This is a genomic window from Actinomycetospora chiangmaiensis DSM 45062 (assembly GCF_000379625.1).
Classification (GTDB): Bacteria; Actinomycetota; Actinomycetes; order Mycobacteriales; family Pseudonocardiaceae; genus Actinomycetospora; species Actinomycetospora chiangmaiensis.
In genome coordinates this window covers 476,776-494,500 of sequence record NZ_KB903218.1, presented here as the reverse complement: position 1 = coordinate 494,500, position 17,725 = coordinate 476,776, and the positions used below count along the sequence as shown (strand labels likewise).

Annotated in this window: 20 protein-coding genes; 10 read left to right on the top strand and 10 right to left on the bottom strand. The window is 74.4% G+C overall.

Annotated features, from left to right (window positions below; all coding sequences use genetic code 11):
• Positions 1–46 precede the first annotated feature (46 nt).
• The 3 genes from A3CO_RS0107030 to A3CO_RS0107020 are packed head-to-tail and all read left to right on the top strand — an operon-like array spanning position 47 to position 1,690.
• Positions 47–556 carry a hypothetical protein gene (locus A3CO_RS0107030; protein WP_018331536.1) on the top strand — a complete coding sequence of 170 codons (510 nt, stop codon included), beginning with the start codon at positions 47–49 and terminating at the stop codon, positions 554–556.
• Positions 553–1,179, top strand: a complete 627-nt coding sequence (locus A3CO_RS0107025) for a hypothetical protein (protein WP_018331535.1) — start codon at positions 553–555, stop codon at positions 1,177–1,179. The genes A3CO_RS0107030 and A3CO_RS0107025 overlap by 4 nt, the downstream gene beginning before the upstream one ends.
• Before the next feature lie 37 nt (positions 1,180–1,216).
• Positions 1,217–1,690: a hypothetical protein gene (locus tag A3CO_RS0107020; protein ID WP_157647131.1), complete on the top strand. Its 474-nt coding sequence runs from the start codon at positions 1,217–1,219 to the stop codon at positions 1,688–1,690.
• On the opposite strand, the gene A3CO_RS0107015 is transcribed toward A3CO_RS0107020, so the two are convergent.
• Positions 1,680–2,123, bottom strand: coding sequence for a DUF3293 domain-containing protein (locus A3CO_RS0107015; RefSeq protein WP_157647129.1), 444 nt, complete (start codon positions 2,121–2,123; stop codon positions 1,680–1,682). The two genes, A3CO_RS0107020 and A3CO_RS0107015, sit on opposite strands and share 11 nt — an antisense overlap.
• A 182-nt stretch (positions 2,124–2,305) precedes the next feature.
• On the opposite strand from A3CO_RS0107015, the gene A3CO_RS0107010 reads away from it, so the two are divergent.
• The 3 genes from A3CO_RS0107010 to A3CO_RS0107000 all read left to right on the top strand — a co-directional run bounded on the left by A3CO_RS0107010 (position 2,306) and on the right by A3CO_RS0107000 (position 4,911).
• Positions 2,306–3,721 carry a hypothetical protein gene (locus A3CO_RS0107010; protein ID WP_018331532.1) on the top strand — a complete coding sequence of 472 codons (1,416 nt, stop codon included), beginning with the start codon at positions 2,306–2,308 and terminating at the stop codon, positions 3,719–3,721.
• A 181-nt stretch (positions 3,722–3,902) separates the two neighbouring features.
• The gene (locus A3CO_RS0107005; protein ID WP_018331531.1) at positions 3,903–4,103 is read left to right on the top strand and encodes a hypothetical protein; all 201 of its coding nucleotides are present in this window, start codon (positions 3,903–3,905) and stop codon (positions 4,101–4,103) included.
• Between the two features lie 61 nt (positions 4,104–4,164).
• Positions 4,165–4,911 carry a dienelactone hydrolase family protein gene (locus A3CO_RS0107000; RefSeq protein ID WP_018331530.1) on the top strand — a complete coding sequence of 249 codons (747 nt, stop codon included), beginning with the start codon at positions 4,165–4,167 and terminating at the stop codon, positions 4,909–4,911.
• Here A3CO_RS0107000 and A3CO_RS35420 read toward each other — a convergent pair.
• The 4 genes from A3CO_RS35420 to A3CO_RS0106980 form a co-directional block, all read right to left on the bottom strand.
• Positions 4,883–5,305: an NUDIX domain-containing protein gene (locus A3CO_RS35420; protein WP_018331529.1), complete on the bottom strand. Its 423-nt coding sequence runs from the start codon at positions 5,303–5,305 to the stop codon at positions 4,883–4,885. The two genes, A3CO_RS0107000 and A3CO_RS35420, sit on opposite strands and share 29 nt — an antisense overlap.
• A 173-nt stretch (positions 5,306–5,478) precedes the next feature.
• Positions 5,479–6,513 carry a GGDEF domain-containing protein gene (locus A3CO_RS30575; RefSeq protein ID WP_018331528.1) on the bottom strand — a complete coding sequence of 345 codons (1,035 nt, stop codon included), beginning with the start codon at positions 6,511–6,513 and terminating at the stop codon, positions 5,479–5,481.
• A 107-nt stretch (positions 6,514–6,620) separates the two neighbouring features.
• Positions 6,621–7,619: a sensor domain-containing diguanylate cyclase gene (locus tag A3CO_RS39945; RefSeq protein ID WP_281167681.1), complete on the bottom strand. Its 999-nt coding sequence runs from the start codon at positions 7,617–7,619 to the stop codon at positions 6,621–6,623.
• A gap of 40 nt (positions 7,620–7,659) precedes the next feature.
• Positions 7,660–8,094 carry an acetyltransferase gene (locus A3CO_RS0106980; protein WP_018331526.1) on the bottom strand — a complete coding sequence of 145 codons (435 nt, stop codon included), beginning with the start codon at positions 8,092–8,094 and terminating at the stop codon, positions 7,660–7,662.
• A gap of 77 nt (positions 8,095–8,171) precedes the next feature.
• On the opposite strand from A3CO_RS0106980, the gene A3CO_RS0106975 reads away from it, so the two are divergent.
• The 3 genes from A3CO_RS0106975 to A3CO_RS0106965 are packed head-to-tail and all read left to right on the top strand — an operon-like array spanning position 8,172 to position 10,992.
• Positions 8,172–8,963, top strand: coding sequence for a MerR family transcriptional regulator (locus A3CO_RS0106975; RefSeq protein ID WP_051085878.1), 792 nt, complete (start codon positions 8,172–8,174; stop codon positions 8,961–8,963).
• A gap of 57 nt (positions 8,964–9,020) precedes the next feature.
• Positions 9,021–9,539, top strand: a complete 519-nt coding sequence (locus A3CO_RS30565) for a Uma2 family endonuclease (RefSeq protein WP_018331524.1) — start codon at positions 9,021–9,023, stop codon at positions 9,537–9,539.
• Between the two features lies 1 nt (position 9,540).
• Positions 9,541–10,992, top strand: coding sequence for an FGGY-family carbohydrate kinase (locus tag A3CO_RS0106965; protein ID WP_018331523.1), 1,452 nt, complete (start codon positions 9,541–9,543; stop codon positions 10,990–10,992).
• On the opposite strand, the gene A3CO_RS0106960 is transcribed toward A3CO_RS0106965, so the two are convergent.
• The 5 genes from A3CO_RS0106960 to A3CO_RS0106940 all read right to left on the bottom strand — a co-directional run bounded on the left by A3CO_RS0106960 (position 10,982) and on the right by A3CO_RS0106940 (position 16,315).
• Entirely contained in the window at positions 10,982–11,959 is a 978-nt protein-coding gene (locus A3CO_RS0106960; protein ID WP_026204358.1) for a zinc-binding alcohol dehydrogenase family protein, read from the bottom strand. The genes A3CO_RS0106965 and A3CO_RS0106960 overlap by 11 nt on opposite strands.
• A 64-nt stretch (positions 11,960–12,023) precedes the next feature.
• Positions 12,024–13,487, bottom strand: a complete 1,464-nt coding sequence (locus A3CO_RS0106955; protein ID WP_018331521.1) for an aldehyde dehydrogenase — start codon at positions 13,485–13,487, stop codon at positions 12,024–12,026.
• Between the two features lie 5 nt (positions 13,488–13,492).
• On the bottom strand, positions 13,493–14,074 hold the full coding sequence (locus tag A3CO_RS30560) for a 3,4-dihydroxy-2-butanone-4-phosphate synthase (protein WP_018331520.1): 582 nt from the start codon (positions 14,072–14,074) through the stop codon (positions 13,493–13,495).
• Between the two features lie 47 nt (positions 14,075–14,121).
• Entirely contained in the window at positions 14,122–14,661 is a 540-nt protein-coding gene (locus A3CO_RS0106945) for an NADPH-dependent FMN reductase (RefSeq protein ID WP_018331519.1), read from the bottom strand.
• Between the two features lie 961 nt (positions 14,662–15,622).
• Entirely contained in the window at positions 15,623–16,315 is a 693-nt protein-coding gene (locus A3CO_RS0106940; protein ID WP_018331518.1) for a GntR family transcriptional regulator, read from the bottom strand.
• 316 nt (positions 16,316–16,631) lie between these two features.
• On the opposite strand from A3CO_RS0106940, the gene A3CO_RS0106935 reads away from it, so the two are divergent.
• Positions 16,632–17,621 (top strand): AraC family transcriptional regulator, encoded by a 990-nt coding sequence (locus A3CO_RS0106935; protein WP_169510929.1) that lies wholly within the window; start codon positions 16,632–16,634, stop codon positions 17,619–17,621.
• The last annotated feature ends 104 nt before the right edge of the window (positions 17,622–17,725 follow it).

Sequence of the window (17,725 nt, the reverse complement as noted above, 5' to 3'; positions counted from 1 at the left end):
GCGCACTCCAAGGGGATGACGGCACCCGCGACCCCAGGAGGCAGCCGTGAGCGCGACCGCTCGCACCCGAGGGCCCCGCACCCCCGATCCCGCCCTCGGGCCGACCCGCTACCCGCCGGCCCTGCCGGGCTGGGACGACGTGGTCGTCACCGCGCTGGTGCCCCCGGCCGCCCTGCCCCTGCTGCGGTCGCGGCGTCCGGGCGAGACGGTGCGGGTCGCGCTCGCCATCGCCGAGGAGGAGATCCGGCCCGCCCTCGTCGGCGCGGACCGCTGGCGCGCCGACCACCGCGCCCGGGTCGACGCCCGCGGGAGCTTCGGCCGGCTCCCCGGCGAGCCGCTCTGCTCCCCCGGCCACCTCGAGGTGGTCGGGCGCCGGTGGCCCCTCGGGGCGGGCGTCGACGTCCGCCCGGGCGCCCGGCTCGAGGTCGCGGGCCTCCTCCACGTCGTGCTCGACGCCACGCCCTTCACCCGGCCCTGGGTCGTCCGCGCGTGGCACCGCCAGGGCCGGGACGCCGTCGTCGACCTGGCCGAGCCCGCCCTCGGGCGGACGGCGTGAAGCGTCCCCGCCGCCGCCGTCCGGTGCGGGTCGCGGGCGACCGGCGGGGCGGCCCCGTCGTCGTGCACCGCCACCGCACCGACGAACTGGCGGTCCAACTGCCCTCGACGTTCCTCGACGACCCCGACCTCGCGTCGCTGGTGCCCGGCGCCGTGATCGACGCGGCGCCGGCGTTGTTCGTGGCCGAGACGCTGCCGGCGGGGGCCGGGCCGGACGGCTGGACGCACGACGAGCTCGGCCTGGTGCGCGCGCAGGGCACGGTCCTCTCCGCCCTGCCCAGCGACGGCGGGGCGCCGCCGGTCAGCGTGCTCGACGCGGGCGAACGGCTGTTCCCGCTGTTCTGGTCGACCACCGAGCCGCGAACGGGGCGACTCGCCGTCGCCGGCGCGCTCTACCTCGACCCGGACCTGGCGCCGGGGACGGGCCACGGGGAGCAGGTCGCCCTGTGCCGCGAGCGCTACCGCGTCACCGCCCTCCGGCTCTCCTCGCGCCTGTCCTGGCACCCCGAACCGCCGCGGCACCTCACGGAGGTGCCCCGGGAGATCGGCGAGGATCTCGTCCTCGTGGTCGGGCTGGTCCCGGCCGGGGTCGCCGACACGCCCCGGGTCCCCCGTGTCGGCTGACCGGGGACCGACGGGGCCAGGGCCTACGGTGCACGACGTGCGGGTGGAGGCGGTCGTGCCGGCGTGGATGCTGGCCGACGGGGAGTACGTCGGGCTCGCGCCCGGTGACCACGTCCGGACCGGGTTCGCGCTCGCCGTCACCGCGACCTCCGCCGGGGATACGGACCGCTTCGCCCAGTGGACGGACCGACCCGGGCTCACGACGGTCGGCGGCCGCTCCACCACCGTCGGCCGGACGACCGTCCTGTGCAGCGGGCCGTGGGCGCTGGCCCTGTTCACCAGCGGTCGCCTGCCGAAGGACGTGGGGCTCGAGGTCGAGGGATGGCTCACCGTCGAGCCGTTCCTCTGGGTTCCCGACGGCGAGCTCGCGCGGACCCGGCCCGACGGGCGCCTCGGGTGGACGGTCGTCCGGGTCCGGGTCGTGGGCGACGACGCCACCGACCTCGACCGGCTCCCCGACGAGGACGGCATCGACGCCGACGCCGCCTACGTCCTCGACCTCACCCGCTGAGCCACCAGCCGGCGTGGCTGGGCGGGCCGCCGTCGCACGGGAGGATCGACCACGCCTCCGCGCTCCAGCGGAAGATCGCATCCTGGCCGTGGCGCGCGCCGAGGGCGACGGCCTCGTCGTCGGTGAGGCCCTCGACGAGCACGCTCCGTTCGGTGTGCGAGCCGTCGGCGGCGCCCGCCTCGGCCTCCCAGCGGCGCGTCGTGGGACCGAGCTCGTCGACGAGGGCGTCCTGACGGCGGGCGTTCTCCTCCGTGGTGAGCCGCGCCGGGCCGGGGTCGTGCGCGGTGAGGACGTGGACCGGAGCCGGGAAGGGGAACGTCCCCGCGGTGACGCCCGGTTCGCGGGGGTGCACCTCGATGGTCCGGCCCGCCAGGTCGTGGATCCGCAGCCGCGCTCGCCGGTAGCCGGCGAAGCGCTCCTCCCGGTCGGGCACGTCCCCGATCCTGCCCGACGCGGTCCGGCGCATGTCGGCACAGGTGGCGGGACACCTGGGGTGCTCCACACGCGACACGCCACGTCCGGCGGGTGCGCGCCGGCAGGAGGTGTCGGTGCGGCACGCTGACGCGCATGACGTTGGTCCGGGGGGCGGCGCCACTGGTTCTGCCTCTGGGACCGGTGGCGACCGAGGCGTACGGAAGACCGGCGTCGTCGACGACCCGTCGGGCGCGGGAGTCGGCGTGGTGCGTCGCGCTCTGGCTCGCTGCGGCCGCCTGGTTCTGCTGGCTCGCGTCCGCCGCGTCGAGCTCGGGGACGATCACCGGCGAGGAGGCGTCGATCAGTCTCCGGGACCCGCTGGCGATCCTGCTGCGCTGGCAACCGTCGGTGTGGTCGACCAACGTCGGGGGCGCGGCGTTCTACGGACTCGCGGGCTGGTTGCACCCCGACCCGGGGTTGCTGTCGATGCGTCCGGCGAAAGCACTCGCGACTGCGCTGCTCGCGCCACTGGTCTACCTCGTCGCCCGGCGGCGGCTCGGGTGCGAGCGGCCGGCAGCGGTGGCCGGGGCGGCGGGCGTAGCGCTGCTGCCCGGGGTCTCGACGATGGCCTGGGTGGCCATCGAGACGCCGCTGGACACCGTCGCGGGCGCGGCGGCGCTGTTCGTGGTGACCTCGCATCGCCGCTGGTGGCCGACGGGGCTGCTGCTGGCCGGACTGAGCGTGTCGATCTACACGGCGGGCCTGGCATGGGCCGCGGTCGTCCTGCTGGTCGCTCTGGCCCGGGTCCGCTCGTTCCGTGCCGCCGGCGCCGTGACCGCCGCGGTCGCGGGCGGCACCGCGGTCGTGGCCTGGCCTCTGGCTTGGTGGCTCAACGGCGGCGTCATCGTCACCGGCGGTGGGCACGGCGGGCCGGACCTCGGCGCGCTGCCCGGCCACCTGGCCGAGCTCGGCCGCTATCTCGCGATCGACGGCAGCTCCTACTACTACTTCTCCGATGCCCCGATGCTCGGGCACTGGTGGCTCGCGGCGCTGGTGGCCGGCGCCGTCGTCGCGTCGGCTGCAGCGCGTTGGCGGGTGCTGTGGCCGTGGCTGGTGCTCGGGCTCGCGAGCTGCGGGCTCTACGCCGTGTCCTCCGGTGTGCCGGGTTCGCGGCGGGTGGTCGCGCTGTGCGTGGTGGCGGCCCTCGCCGTGGCGGTCGCGCTCGACACCCTCGGCGCGGTGGTACCGATCGAGGGGCAGCCCACCTACCGGGTCATGTCGGCCGTCGCGGCCGTGGTCCTCGTCGCCGCCGCGACCGTGCCGAGCGCCGTGGCGTGGCGAGCCGACATGCTCGACGGGGCCCGTGCGTTGCCCCACGACTGGCCGTTGCACCCGGACCCGAGCGGGCCCACCGCCACGGTGGACCGGCTCGACGCCGACCTGAGGACCGGGCGGGTCACGGTCGGCGAGGTCGCCGAGCAGCACGGAGGAACCCGAATCCTCGCGATGGTCTGGGTACTGCACAAGCACGACCCGTCGCCGCCGTTCCCCGTCGGCGAGATCGTCGAGGCCTACTGGCGCTCCGGGGACCGCTGCTCTCTCGACGGCGGCTGCTGAATCCACCACGGCCAGGACGCGCCGGAGCAGGCTCGTCGAGTCGACCGGGCCGCCTCCGTCCGTCCGGTTCGACGCGGACGCCGAGGTCACCGTCGGGCCGCTGCTCGCCGGAGCCGTGCTGATTCTGCCGGGGACCAGGAGATCTTGACGTCGTCGGACGACCACGGTCACCGTGCCCCGGATGACGAAGGATCGGATCACGAACGTGCTCGGGGTCCTCGGGGCGATCTTCTGTCTCGTGGCGGTCCTGACCGGGTTCGGCCACGCCCCGGCCACGGACGACAACGGGAACGCCGCGCCCGCCCCACCGCCGACCGGCCAGGTCGCGCCCGCCCCGGCGCCGCCGGCCGCTCCCACGGCGCAGCAGGACGGGAACGGGTAAGCCGTTCGCCGTCGGTGAAAGCCGACCAACCCGTCGTCGGGACGGACGACGATCAGCAACCGTGACCCGCACCGAGCTCGTCGTCGACACCCCGGACGGCCCCTGCCGCGCCACGCTGCACACGCCGGAGGGGTCGGGGCCGTGGCCCGGGGTCCTCTACTACCCCGACGCGGGCGGGGTCCGGGGGACCATCGGCGGGATGGCCGACGCGGTGGCTGACCAGGGCTTCGCCGTGCTGCTCCCCGACATCTACCACCGCACGCCCTACGCACCGTTCGACACCTCGACGCTGTTCGGCGACCCGGAGGAGTTCGCACGGCTGACCGCGCTGGCCGGCAGCCTGACCCCGACGCAGGTGGTCACCGACGCGCGAGCCCTGGTCGCGACGCTCGTGGCGCGGGCCGAGGTGGCGCCGGGCGGGGTCGGTGCGGTCGGGTACTGCTTCGGCGGGTCGATGGCGTTCCGAGCGGCGGCGGCCGAGCCGGAGCACGTCGCGGCCGTCGCGACCTTCCACGGCGGGAACCTCGCGGCGGCCGACGACCCGTCGAGCCCGCACCTGCTGGCCGGGTCGATCAGCGCCGCGGTCTACGTCGCCGCGGCCACCGACGACGCGAGCTTCGACGCCGACCAGCACGCCCGGCTGCAAGCGGCCTGCGAGGAGGCGGGAGTGCCGCTCACGCTGGAGACCTACCCCGCCGCCCACGGCTTCGCGGTACCCGACAACCCGACGCACGACGACGGGGCCGACCGCCGCCATCGCGAGACGCTCGCGGCGTTCCTCAGCGAGCACCTCCGCCGTCGGGGATGAGCGGGAGCGCGTGCTGCCGGAAGAACCGGCCGTCGGCGGGGTGGGACAGCAGGCCCGGCACGTCGACGGCCGGCACCCAGCGCGCCTCCGGGTTGGCGGGGTCGAGCGGTCGCAGGTCGGCGGCACGGCTGCGGAACAGGAACAGCGTGATCGTCTTGTGCTCCGGCAGGCCGTGACGGACCGCCATCCGACTGAAGGAGCCGAGCTCCTGCACGAGGTCCAGACCGTCGAGCCCGCACTCCTCGTGGATCTCCCGGCGCGCCGCGTCGAGCACGCCCTCGCCCTCCTCGACGTGTCCCTTGGGCAGTGACCACGTCCGAGAGCGTTGACGCACGACGACCACGTGGCCCCGCGGGTCGACGACGACGCCCCCCGCGGCCCGGCTGGAGAACATGTCCGCAGTCTCCCCGGTCAGGCCGCCAGGACCCTGCCCACGCCACCCCGGGCCGCTGCCTCGGACGTCACGTGCCGCGCGGGAGCCCGCGTCCGGACCCGCCGTCGACGATGTGGCGTTCCTACCACTGGATGCCAGCAACGACGCTTCGCTGCCACCGGGGAGCAGGGCCGTCACGACGCGGGCGTGACCTCGACGACCGGTTCCTGCACGTCCGCGACCCCGGCGTGCACCGGGCGGGCGGCTTTGCGGGCACGCTTGTTCTCGTACATCGCCGCGTCGGCCTCGGCGAGGGCGCGGGCGAAACCGCCGTCCACCCGGAACGGCGCGACCCCCACCGAGCACGGGACGTCGGCGTCGGTCAGGACCGCCTGGAGCCGGTCGGCCAGTCGTGCGGCGTCGTCGGCGGTGACCGCGGCCACCAGCCCGAACTCGTCGCCGCCGAGACGCGCGAGCGGGTCCCCGGAACGGACCGCACCGAGCAGGGTCTCCGCAGTGCGGCGCAGGTAGCGGTCGCCGGCGTCGTGCCCCTCGGTGTCGTTGACCGTCTTGAGCCCGTCGAGGTCGAACATCACCACCGCGGCCGGGTCGCCGAAGCGCCGGAACCGGTCCTCCTCGCGCTCCATCCACCGCTGCCAGCCCCGCCGGTTGAGCAGACCCGTGAGCTGGTCGGTCTCCGCGTCGGAGACCGCCCGCTCCAACGCCCGCGCGGTCTCCACGGCCGCGCTGTCGGCCTCGAGCACGCTCGACAGGAGGCTGGAGAGCAGGTCCAGCAGCGTCTCGTGCTCCAGGAACGTGTCAGGCAGCGGATCGGGGTTGAGCCCGACGACGGTCCCGAACAGCGAGCCGTCCGGCTGCAGGATCGGCGTCCCGACGTAGGCCCCGACGCGCACCGCGCCCTTCGCCTGCGCGTCGACGGCCTCGGCGAGGTCGGGGACGAGCGCGGTGTCCGCCACGACGCGGGGCGTCGAGCCCAGCGACATCGTGCGGCACAGGGAGGTCGACCAGGCCACCTCGGCGCCGGGCCGGATGCCGTAGGCGCGGTCGGCGGTGACCAGCATCGTCTGCCGCCGTCCGACCACGCGGGACACCGCCCACACGCCCATGGGCACGGTGTCGGCGAGGTAGTCCACGACCATCCGGCACGCGGCGTCGAACGCCTTCGGTGGCGTCAGCTCCGCGGCCACCTCCTCGAGCGCCGTCGGCACGGTGACCCCCTCGTCGTCGGCGGGAACTCCGCCTACCGGTACCACCGCCCGGCCCCCTCCTACGCGTCGTTCCCGCGACGTCCACCCCGTCGGGCGGTGTCCGGCGCTCACGATCGGGCGGCGGACCCCTTCCGGGCACGTTTGTCGGAATACATGGCCGCATCGGCCTCCGACACCGCCTCGGAGAAGCCCGTCGCCACCCCGACCGCCGCCACGCCGACCGAGCAGGGCGTGCCGGCCTCGTCGAGCACGGCCTGCAGCCGGCGGACGAGCGGCCCCGCGTCGTCGGGGCCCACGGTCGCCACCATCGCGAACTCGTCGCCGCCGAGGCGGGCGAGCGGGTCCCCGTGGCGGGTCGCGCGGCGGAGCGCGTCGGCGGCGCGGCGCAGGTAGCGGTCCCCGGCGTCGTGGCCCTGGGTGTCGTTGACCGTCTTCAGCCCGTCGAGGTCCATCATCACGACGCAGGCCGGGTCCCCGAAGCGGCGGAAGCGTTCCTCCTCGCGCTCCAGCCACCGGGTCCACCCCCGCCGGTTGAGCAGGCCGGTCAGCTGGTCGGTCTCGGCGTCGGACACGGCCCGCTCGAGCTCCCGGGCGGACTCCACCGACGTCGTGTCGGCCTCGAGCACGCTGGAGAGCAGACTCGACAGCAGGTCGAGCAGGCCCTCGTGCTCGACGAACCCGGGCTCCATGGGCCGCCGGTTCAGCCCGAGCAGGGTGCCGAACAGCGCGCCTCCCGGCTGGACGATCGGCGTGCCCACGTAGGCCGCGATCGGGAACTCCATCGCGGCCGCCGACGCGACCGGTCCGGCCAGCTGCGGATGGGCCGCGACGTCGGGCACCACCCGCGGGGTCTCCCCCGTCACCATCGTGCGGCACATCGCCTCGGTCCAGCGCTGCTCGACGCCGGGCTGGAGCCCGTAGTCGCGGTCGCGCGCCACGAGCACGGTCTGGCGGCCCGCGGCCACCCGCGTCACCGCCCAGGCCCCGAGCGGGACCGCCTCACCCAGGTAGTCGACGACCATCCGGCAGGCCTGGTCGAAGGCCCGCGGCGGCAGGACGTCCGTCAGCAGGAGGTTCTCGTCACCGTTGTCCACGTCGTCCCCCACGAAACACAGCACGCATTCTGAGCGATGTGTTCACCCGCTGCTAGGGAGGGGTGACCCGTCTGAGGTGGATCAGCGGGTACGGGCGACCGTCGGCGTCGGTCTCGGAGCGCGCGGTCTCGACGAAGCCGCGGCGCCGGTACCAGGCCCGCGCCCCCGGGTTCTGCTCGTTGACCTGGAGCGTGAGGATCGGGGCACGCACGTCGTCGAGCAGGGCGGTGCCGATCCCGCGCCCGTGGGCGGCCGGGTCGACGAACAGCATGTCGACCTCGCCGCCGCGCGCGGCGAGGAAGCCGAGCGGCCCGTCGTCGGGACCCACCGCGACCCGCACCGCCGCCCGGGGGAGATCCGCGCGCAGCCGCTCCTCGAGGCCGTCGATCACCGACGTCGTCAGGAACCGGTGGGTCGCCTCGACCGCGCGGCGCCAGATCCCGACGAGCACCTCGAGGTCGGCCGGAGCGGCGTCTCGCAGTTGCATGGTCCCCCGTCGCTCCGCTCGCCCCGGCACTTGACCCTCACGCGACGTCAGGCCGGAACCTCTCCATCATGACCGGGATGACGGAGACGGGGTGGACGGTGGGCCGGCTCGCCGAGCGCTTCGGGCTCACGGTGCGCACGCTGCACCACTACGACGAGGTGGGGCTGCTGCGGCCGAGCCGTCGCAGCCCCTCGGGCTACCGCCTCTACACCGACGCCGACATCACCCGCCTGCAGCACGTCGTGGTCTACCGACGGCTCGGGTTCGCCCTGGAGGACATCGCCGCCCTCCTCGACGACCCGGACGCCGACGTCGCGGCGCACCTGCGCCGGCAGCGGGACGCGGTCACCACCCGGCTCGACGAGCTCACCGACCTCGTCGTGGCCATCGACCGAGCCCTGGAGGCGGAGATGGACGGAATCCAGCTCACCCGCGAGGAGCGCCGCGAGCTCTTCGGCGACGGTTTCTCCGACGAGTACCGGGCCGAGGCGCGCGAGCGCTGGGGCGAGACCGAGCAGTGGCGGCAGTCGCAGGAGCGGACCGCGCGCTACACGAAGGACGACTGGGTCGCGATCACGGCCGAGACCGACGCCGTCAATGCCGCCTTCGTCGCGGCCAAGCGGGCGGGCGCCGCCCCCGACTCGGCGGCGGCCCGTGCGGCGGCGGAGGCGCACGGACGGCAGATCCACGAGCGGTTCTACGACCTCTCGCCGGAGATGCACCGCAACCTCGCCTGCCTCTACGTGACCGACGAGCGGTTCGCGGCGACCTACGACGACCTCGAGCCCGGCCTCGCGCAGTACGTGCACGACGCGATCCAGGCGTACCGGGGCGAGCGGAGCGACGGGGAACCGGACCGGGCGGACTGAAGCGGCCCCACCCGGCGTCGGGAACGTGTCACGATCGACGGGCACCGAGGAGGTGACATGAGCATCAGCTACTCCGCTCCCTCGCGGCTGCTCGTGCTCGCCGACTGGGAGGCGCTCCCGGAGGACGAGCTGCATCACGTGGAACTCGTCGAGGGGGTGCTGCACGTGTCGCCGCGCCCACACATCCGCCATCAGGACGTGCTCGGGCGCACCTACCGCACCCTGTGCGCCCGGGTGCCGGCGCGGTGGACGGTGCTTCTCGAGGTCGAGGTCGTCGTGGAGGGTGACCCGGTGCCGACCGTGCGCGTCCCCGATCTGGTCATCGTTCCGGCCGCGAGCGTCGACGCCCGCCCCCGTCTGGACGCGGCCGAGGTCGCCGTCGCGGTGGAGGTCCTCTCCCCCGGATCCCGCCGAACTGACCGCATCATGAAGGCGGCCGAGTACGCGTCGGTCGGCATCGGCACGTACGTGCTCGTCGACCCGGAGGGCGCCATCACCGTGCTGGAGCTCCACGGCGACCGCTACGCCGAGGTCGACGCCCTGGAGCTGGACGGCGCGCGGATCGACCTCGACTGAGGTGCCCACCTACCTCGGCGTCGACATCGGGACGCAGAGCTCCAAGGGCGTGCTCGTCGGCGACGACGGCACCGTCCTGGCCCGGGCCCAGGTGGAGCACGCGACGTCCTACCCGGCGTCGGGGCACGTCGAGCACGACGCCGAGACGGTCTGGTGGCACGACCTCATCCACCTGGTGCGCGAGCTCGGCGGGACGCCCGACGCGGTCGGCCTCAGCGGGATCGGACCGGTCCTGCTCCCCGCGGACGCCGACGGCCGGCCGCTGCGCCCGGCGATCCTCTACGGGGTCGACACCCGGGCCGGCCGCGAGATCGAGGAGCTCACGGACCGGCTCGGGGCGGCGGAGATCCTGCGCCGGGGCGGGACGCCGCTCTCGAGCCAGGCGGTCGGCCCGAAGATCGCCTGGCTGCGCCGTCACGAACCCGAGGTCTGGGAGCGGACGGCGATGCTGCTCATGGCGAGCTCGTTCCTCGTGCACCGGCTCACCGGCGAGTACGTCCTCGACCACCACTCCGCGAGCCAGTGCGACCCGCTGTACGACCTCGACGCCGCGGACTGGGCGCACGACTGGGCCGACGAGGTCGCGCCCGGACTGACGTTGCCGCGGCTGGCGTGGCCGACCGAGGTCGTCGGGCACGTGATGCGAGCGGCGGCCGAGGCCACCGGGCTCCCCGCGGGCATCCCGGTCACGACGGGGACCATCGACGCCTGGGCCGAGGCCGCGTCGGTCGGCATCGCGGCGCCCGGGGACACGATGGTCATGTACGGCACGACGATGTTCCTGGTCCAGACCGCAGCGGCCCCGGCCCGTCACGAGACGCTCTGGTCCACGCGCGGCGTCCGGCCCGGCTCGTTCACGACGGCGGCCGGGATGGCCACGGGCGGCGCGGTCACCACCTGGTTGCGCGACCTCGTCGCCGGGGACCACGCGGCGCTGACCGCCGCGGCCGGGGACGTCCCGGCGGGCGCGAACGGGTTGCTGCTGCTCCCCTACTTCGCCGGCGAACGGACCCCGGTGTTCGACCCGGACGCCCGCGGGGTGCTGATCGGCCTGACCACGCGGCACGACGCGCCCGACCTCTACCGCGCCGCCCTCGAGGGCATCGCGCACGGGGTGCGGCACAACCTCGCCTCGTTCCCCGCGCCCGACCCACGGCTCGTCGCCGTCGGGGGCGGCACCGCCGGCGGGGTGTGGACGCAGATCGTCAGCGACGTGACGGGCCTGCCCCAGGACGTTCCCGTCGACACCACCGGCGCCGCCCTCGGCGACGCGTGGCTCGCCGCGGTCGCGACCGGGACCGAGCCGGACATCGGAGCCTGGAACCCCGTCGTCAGGACCCTGGAGCCGGACCCGGCGACCAGGGACCTGTACGACGAGCTGCACGAGCACTACCGCGCCCTCTACCCGGCGACCCGGGCGACGGCGCACGTGCTCGCGCGCCTCAGACGGTGATCGCGACCTTGCCGGTCATGTGCCCGCCCTCGACCAGCTCGTGCGCGCGCTGCAGGTTCTCGGCGGTGAGGCCGTCGAGCCGCTCCGAGAGCGTGGTGCGCACCGAGCCGGCCGCGACGAGCTCGGCGGTGCGGTCCAGCAGCTCGTGCTGGGCGATCATGTCGGCCGCCTCGAACATCGGTCGCGTGAACATGAGCTCCCAGTGCAGGGCGAGGCACTTGTCCTTGAGCGGGAGCGTCTCCAGGCCCTCCGGCTCGTCGATCGCGACGATCCCGCCGCCCGGGTTCAGCAGCTCCGCGTAGCTCTCGATCATGCCCTCGGTGTAGGGCGAGAACACGAGGTCGACCCCCTCCGGGGCCACCTTCCGCACCGACGCGACCAGGTCGTGGTGGTCGGCCGTGTGGTGGGCCCCCATCGCGGTCGCCCAGTCGCGGGAGGCCTCGCGGGAGGCGGTGCCGACGAGCGTGAGGTCGGTCAGCGCCCGCGCGTACTGCAGCACCATCGACCCGACCCCGCCGGCCGCACCCATGACGAGCAACGTGCGCGACCTGCCGTCGGGAAGGCGGAAGCGGTCGAACAGCGACTCCCACGCGGTGATCGCGGTCAGCGGGAGCGCGGCGGCCTCGGCCCAGTCGAGGGTCGAGGGCTTGCGGCCGACGATCCGCTCGTCGACGACGTGGTACTGCGCGTTGGTCCCCGGGCGCAGGATCGAGCCGGCCTCCATCACCTCGTCGCCGACGGCGAAGAGCGTCACCTCGTCGCCGACCGCGGTGACCACCCCGGCGGCGTCGAAGCCGAGGACCTTCGGCTCGCCACCCGGATCGACCCCGTGGTGCAGCTTCGTGTCGACGGGGTTGACCGAGACCGCGCGGACCTCCACGACGACGTCGCGGGGCCCGGGGGTCGGCTCGGGCAGCTCGATCTCGGTGAACGGGCCGGACTTCTCGGTATAGGCGATGGCCTTCATGGAGGTGCGGTACCCGCTCGTGAGCACTTTCCGTGGCTCCCGCCACGGAAAGTGCTCACGAGCGTCAGCCCAAGGTGAACGGATCCCGCGTGCCGCCGGTGAGCTCGACCCACACGGCCTTGGTCTCGAGGTAGGCGTCGATGCCGTGCAGACCGTTCTCGCGGCCGAGGCCGGACTGCTTGAACCCGCCGAACGGCACGCTCGGCGACAGGACGCGGTAGGCGTTGATCCACACCGTGCCCGCCCGGATCTTCCCGGCGACCCGGTGGCCGCGGTGGATGTCCTTCGTCCACACCGCGCCCGCGAGCCCGTAGGGCGTGTCGTTGGCGAGCTTGATCGCCTCCTCCTCGTCGGTGAACGTCACCGCCGAGAGGACCGGGCCGAAGACCTCCTCGCGGTACACGGTGTCGCTCGGCTTGACGCTCAGCACGGTGGGCCGCACGAAGTAGCTGCCGAGCGACTCCTCGGCCACGCCGCCGTACGCGATGGTCGCGCCCTCGTTCCGCGCGGTCTCCAGGTAGCCCAGCACCTTCTCGTACTGCGGCTGGTTGGCCACCGGACCCATCTCGGTCTCGGCGTCCATCGGGTTGCCCAGCTTGATGGTCGCGGCGCGCTCGGCGACGAGCCGCACGAGCTCGTCGTGGACGTCGGCGTGGACGATGAGGCGGGAGCCCGCCATGCAGGTCTGACCGGTCGCGGCGAACACCCCGGCGACGAGGCCGTTCGCGGCCGCCTGCAGGTCGGCGTCGGCGAACACCACCTGCGGCGACTTGCCGCCCAGCTCCAGGGTGACCGGGTTGAGGTTCTCCATGGCGGCCTGACCGACGTGCTTGCCGGTGGCGGTCGAGCCGGTGAAGGCGACCTTGTCGACGTCGGGGTGGGCGGCCAGGTGCGCGCCGGTCTCGCGGCTGAGGCCGGTGACGACGTTGACCACGCCCGCCGGGATCCCCGCCTGCTCGATCAGCTCGGCGAAGCCCAGCGTCGAGGCAGGGGCGTGCTCGGACGGCTTGATCACGACGGTGCAGCCGGCCGCGAGCAGCGGCGCCAGCTTGAAGGTCATGAGCAGCAGCGGCGAGTTCCACGGCGTGATCGCGGCGACGACGCCGATCGGCTCGCGTCGGGTGTAGACGAGGTAGTTCGGGTTCGGCGACGGGATCTGCGCGCCCTCGATCTTGTCGGCCAGGCCCGCGAAGTAGTGGTACCAGCCGCCGAGCCCGTTGAGCTGCCCGAGCATCTCGCGGTAGAGCTTGCCGGAGTCGTTGACCTCGAGCGTCGCCAGCCGCTCCGCGTTCTGCCCGATGAGGTCGCCGAGGCGACGCAGGCACGCGGCGCGGGCGAACCCGGTCATGGCGCCCCACTCGCCCTCGAAGGCCGACCGCGCGGCCGCGACGGCGGCGTCGACGTCCTCCGGGCCGCCGTCGGGGATCGTCGCCCAGTTCTCCCCGGTGTACGGGTTCTGCGACTCGAAGGTCTTCCCGGAGACGGCGTCGACGGCCCGGCCGCCGATCAGCATCTGGAACTGCTCCATCGGACTCACTCCCTCGTGATCAGATCGGTGACGGCGAGGTCCACGAGGCCCTCGACGCGGGCGAACGCCCCGGCGGTGACCGTGTCGAGGAGCTCGCCCGATTCCTCGTCCAGCAGCGTGCAGAGCACCGCGACCGGCCCGAGGCCGGCCAGTTCGATGAGCGCCGAGGCGGCCTCGGCGGTACCGACCCGGTCCGGGCGGGTCGCCGTCGCGACGACGTGGCCGGGGCGGGTGAGGTCCTCCGGGCGAGTCGCGGGGTCGGCGAGCAGCGCCAGGGTGCGGGCCCGGTCGGTGGCGCTGATACCGGTGCTCACGCCCGACGCGGCGTCGAAGGGCACCGTCCGGGCGCTGCGCCCGTAGGCGGGCGGGAGGTCCAGCGCGTCCAGCACCGACTCCGGTGCGGCCGCCTCCAGGAACCCGCTGCCGTACCGCACCAGGAACGCGACGGTCGCGGGTGTGATGCCGGCGGCCGCGGCCACGAGGACCGCCCCCTGCACACCCCCGTGCACGACGACGGGTCGGCCACGTCCGAGCTCGGCGAGCGCGAGGTCGACGGTGTCGACGGACGGGGCGACGGCGAGGCTCACGGCGGGTCCTTCCGCGGGTTCTGGTGTGGGGTGTGGTGCGTCGGCGGCTAGAGCAGCGGGGCGAGGGCGGTGACGGCGGGCGCGGCGCGCACCGCCGTCGTGAACTCGCCGAAGGCCCGCCCGTGGGCGGCGACGAGCTCGAGGGTCTCGGCGGTCAGCTCGCCGTCGGGTCCGAAGTGCGCGCCGCTGAGGAACAGGCCGGGTGAGAGCACCTGGGCGGCGAAGAACCCGGCGAGGATCGAGCGCAGGTCGTCGACGGCGAGGAAGTGCTCGGCGGCGTTGCCCGTGTGGACGATCGCGGTGGCCTTGCCCCGCAGCGGCGCCCGCTGTTCCCCGGCGGCGCCGCGCTGGGTGTTCTCGAGGAACGCCTTGATCAGCCCGGACGACCGGGCGCGGTAGGTCGGGGTCGCGAACACGACGCCGTCCGCCGCCTCGACCGCCCGCTGCAGGTCCTCCGGGTCGGGCCCCTGGCCGAGCTCGACGACCGTGCTCGGGGCCCCCGTGGCGTCGAGGAACGCCTGGAGCGCCGTGGAGCTGCGGCCCCCGGCGTTCGGCGATCCGACGAGACCGAGCAGGGAGACGGTCACCAGTTGACCTCCGGGTCCGGGGGATGTCGCACGGGCGGGGTACCCCGGAACGCTAGGGAGCCGCCCGGTCGTGCCCCATCCGTCTCGCGCACCGGGTCAGCCGATTCGCGCAGGCTCCTCGCTGCGACAGCAACGCGTCATTGCTGTCATCCAGTGGGAGGAAGTCCACATCGTCGCGGCGGGTGGCTGCGACGGCTCCTGCGCGCGACGCACACATTCCGCCCCGCCAGGCACGCGATCGCGCCGATCCCTGCGCGCCACGCACACACCGTCGGGCGCAACACGGTCTCCGGCCCGGCGGTCGCTCATGATCGGCTCCTCATGCGCGACACGCGCACGTGGTGCTGCGACGCGCTCACGAGGTCCGCCCGTGCACCTCGAACCGACCCCCCACGCCACGTCCGGGCCGCGTCGCAGTGCATGAGGAGCGCCATGTCCCAGCACCGAGGGGCGTGAACGCACGACGGGGCGGGCCTGTCGGACCGGATCGGCCCGAGGGTCCACGCACACCGAGGCGCGGCCGGCGTCGCGGGAGCTCCCACGTCGGGCCCGGGCGGAGACCAACTCGGCGAGCAAGGATCCCGACGCCGGCATCGGCGGGGACGGGCGCGGGCTGACCCCGGGCGCTCCCCGGACCGAGTACGCCACGGTGACAGGCCTCGACGGCACCGCCGCCACTCTGGATTGTGTGCGCCGCGCGCAGGCCCTCGCGGAGCCCTACCGGTCGACCGCCGGGCTGTGTGCGCCACGCGCAGGCCCCCACCGCACAGAACCGGCCCACCCCCGGAATGCGTGCGCCACGCGCAGGACCCCACGGAACCGAAGCGGCCCACGCCCGGACTGCGCGCGTCACGCGCGGACCCCGCAGCAGCCGGACCCGCCCAGCCCCGAACTGTGTGCGCCACGCGCGCGCACCTTCCGGGACAAAGCAGAGCCGGGGACGACCCGGCGTCGGGAAGGATCAGGCGTCGGTGGCGCTGCGGGCGGCCGCGTGGCGGGCGCCGAGGATGTGGGAGCGCATCGCGGACTCGGCGAGGGCAGCGTCGCGGTGCTCGATGCCGAGGACGAGGTCGTGGTGGCCGGTGACGCTGCGGGCGAGGTCGGGGTCGGCGTAGTGGCCGAAGGCGAGCGCGACGAGCGGGGTCGACGAGACCGAGGCCAGCAGCGACGCGAGGCGGGGGCTGTCGGCGGCCTGCATCACCGCGTCGTGCAGCGCGCCGTTGGCCTCGACGGCACGCCGCAACGCCGGCGCCCCGTCCTCGCCGGCGGCGCGGAGCCGGGAGAGGTCGGCCGCGGCGGCGGCGAAGGCGCGGTCGTGCTCGCGCAGCGTGGCGACCACCGAGGCGTCGGCACGCTCGGCGGCCAGCCGGGCGCCCTCCCCCTCGAGAAGCGCGCGGAGGGTGTAGACCTCGTCGACGTCGCGGCGGGTCCAGGAGCTCACCCGGGCGCCGCGGTGGCGGACGATCTCCACCAGGCCCTCCGCGGCGAGCGCGTTGAGGGCCTCCCGCACGGGGGTGCGGCTGACCCCGAGCGTGTCGGCGAGCGGTCCCTCCCGCACCCAGGAGCCGGGCACGAGCGCACCCGCGGCGATGTCGGAGCGGATGCGGTGGTAGGCCTGCGTGCGGGCCCCGTCCGGCTGGACGGCGGAGGACATCGAGGGGACTCCCTGACGGGTCGAGGCGCGGATCGTATGCGTTCCGGCGCCCAACCTCGCGGTCTGCTCCACGTGGCGGGGTCGTCGTATGCATCCTAGTGTGACCCCGACCACGACGCATCGGACGCGTGGGCGGCGGGCCTCTGACAGCCGCGACATTAGGGGCACCAGCCGCGACGTGCCCCCGACCCGTCGTCGAGAATCGTATGCAGGATCGCCCGTGCGAACCGTCGAACGGCCGCCTTGCGCGCGGATCGTATGCGTGCGACCGTGACTGCCACCACACGACGGCGTGATCGAGCAAGGGGTCATGCAGGTGAGCGCTCCGACCGAGGAACCCCTGGCCGCCCACGCGGTGATGAACACCGACGACGTCGACGAGGCGCGTCACGTCGTCACCGAGGTCTACGTCCCGCACGAGCTGGACTCGCTGGGCGGTCGCCCGCTCGACGCGCGGCTGAACAGCGTCGCCTCGGAGCGGCTCACCCTGGGCTACCTCGTCTACGGCGCGCACGCGTCGCTCGACCTGCCGCCGCTCGAGCACTGCTACCACGTCAACCTGACGCTCTCCGGGCGGACCGAGGTGACCCGTCGTCGGGGGCGGGAGCGGGCGGTCACCGAGGGTGGACGCAGCGGCGCGGTGCTGCTGCCGACCGAGGACTCGACGGTCACGTGGACCCCCGAGGCGACGCAGTTCGCCATGAAGTTCCCGCGCGGCCCGCTCGAGGACCACCTGGGCGGGCTGCTCGGCCACCCCATCCACGACGCGCTCGACTTCGACGTCTCGATGGACCTGACGGCGGGTTCCGGCGCGGCCCTGATGAGCGCGGTGCGGTTCCTGCAGACCGAGCTCGACCGGCCCGGCGGGATCGCCGCCGCTCCCCTGGCGCGCGCGCAGCTCGAGACCTACGTGATGACCGCCCTGCTCCACGGGGTCGGGCACCAGTACACCGACGAGCTGCTGACCCCCCGCACCGAGGAACGGCCCGCCGTCGTCCGCCAGGCCCTCGCGTTCATCGAGGCCCACGCCGCGGAGCCGTTCAGCATCCCGCAGCTCGCGCAGCGCATGGGTGTCTCGACGCGGACGCTGCAGGTGACGTTCGCGCGCCACGTCGGGATGACGCCGAGCGAGTACGTCCGCGACGTCCGCCTCGCCCGGGTGCACGCGGACCTGCTGGCCGCCAATCCGGCCGACCACTCGGTCACCGAGCTCGCCGCCACGTGGGGCTTCCTGCACCAGGGCCGGTTCTCCGAGCAGTACCGCGCCAAGTACGGGCGCCTGCCGTCGCAGACCCTGCGTTCCTGACGTCAGGTGCTGCGCACTTCGGATGCCCGGCTGCGCCAACCGGATGGAACGGCCGCGCGCGACTTCCTAGCGTGATCGCAGTCACCGAGGACGCCCTTGGAGGT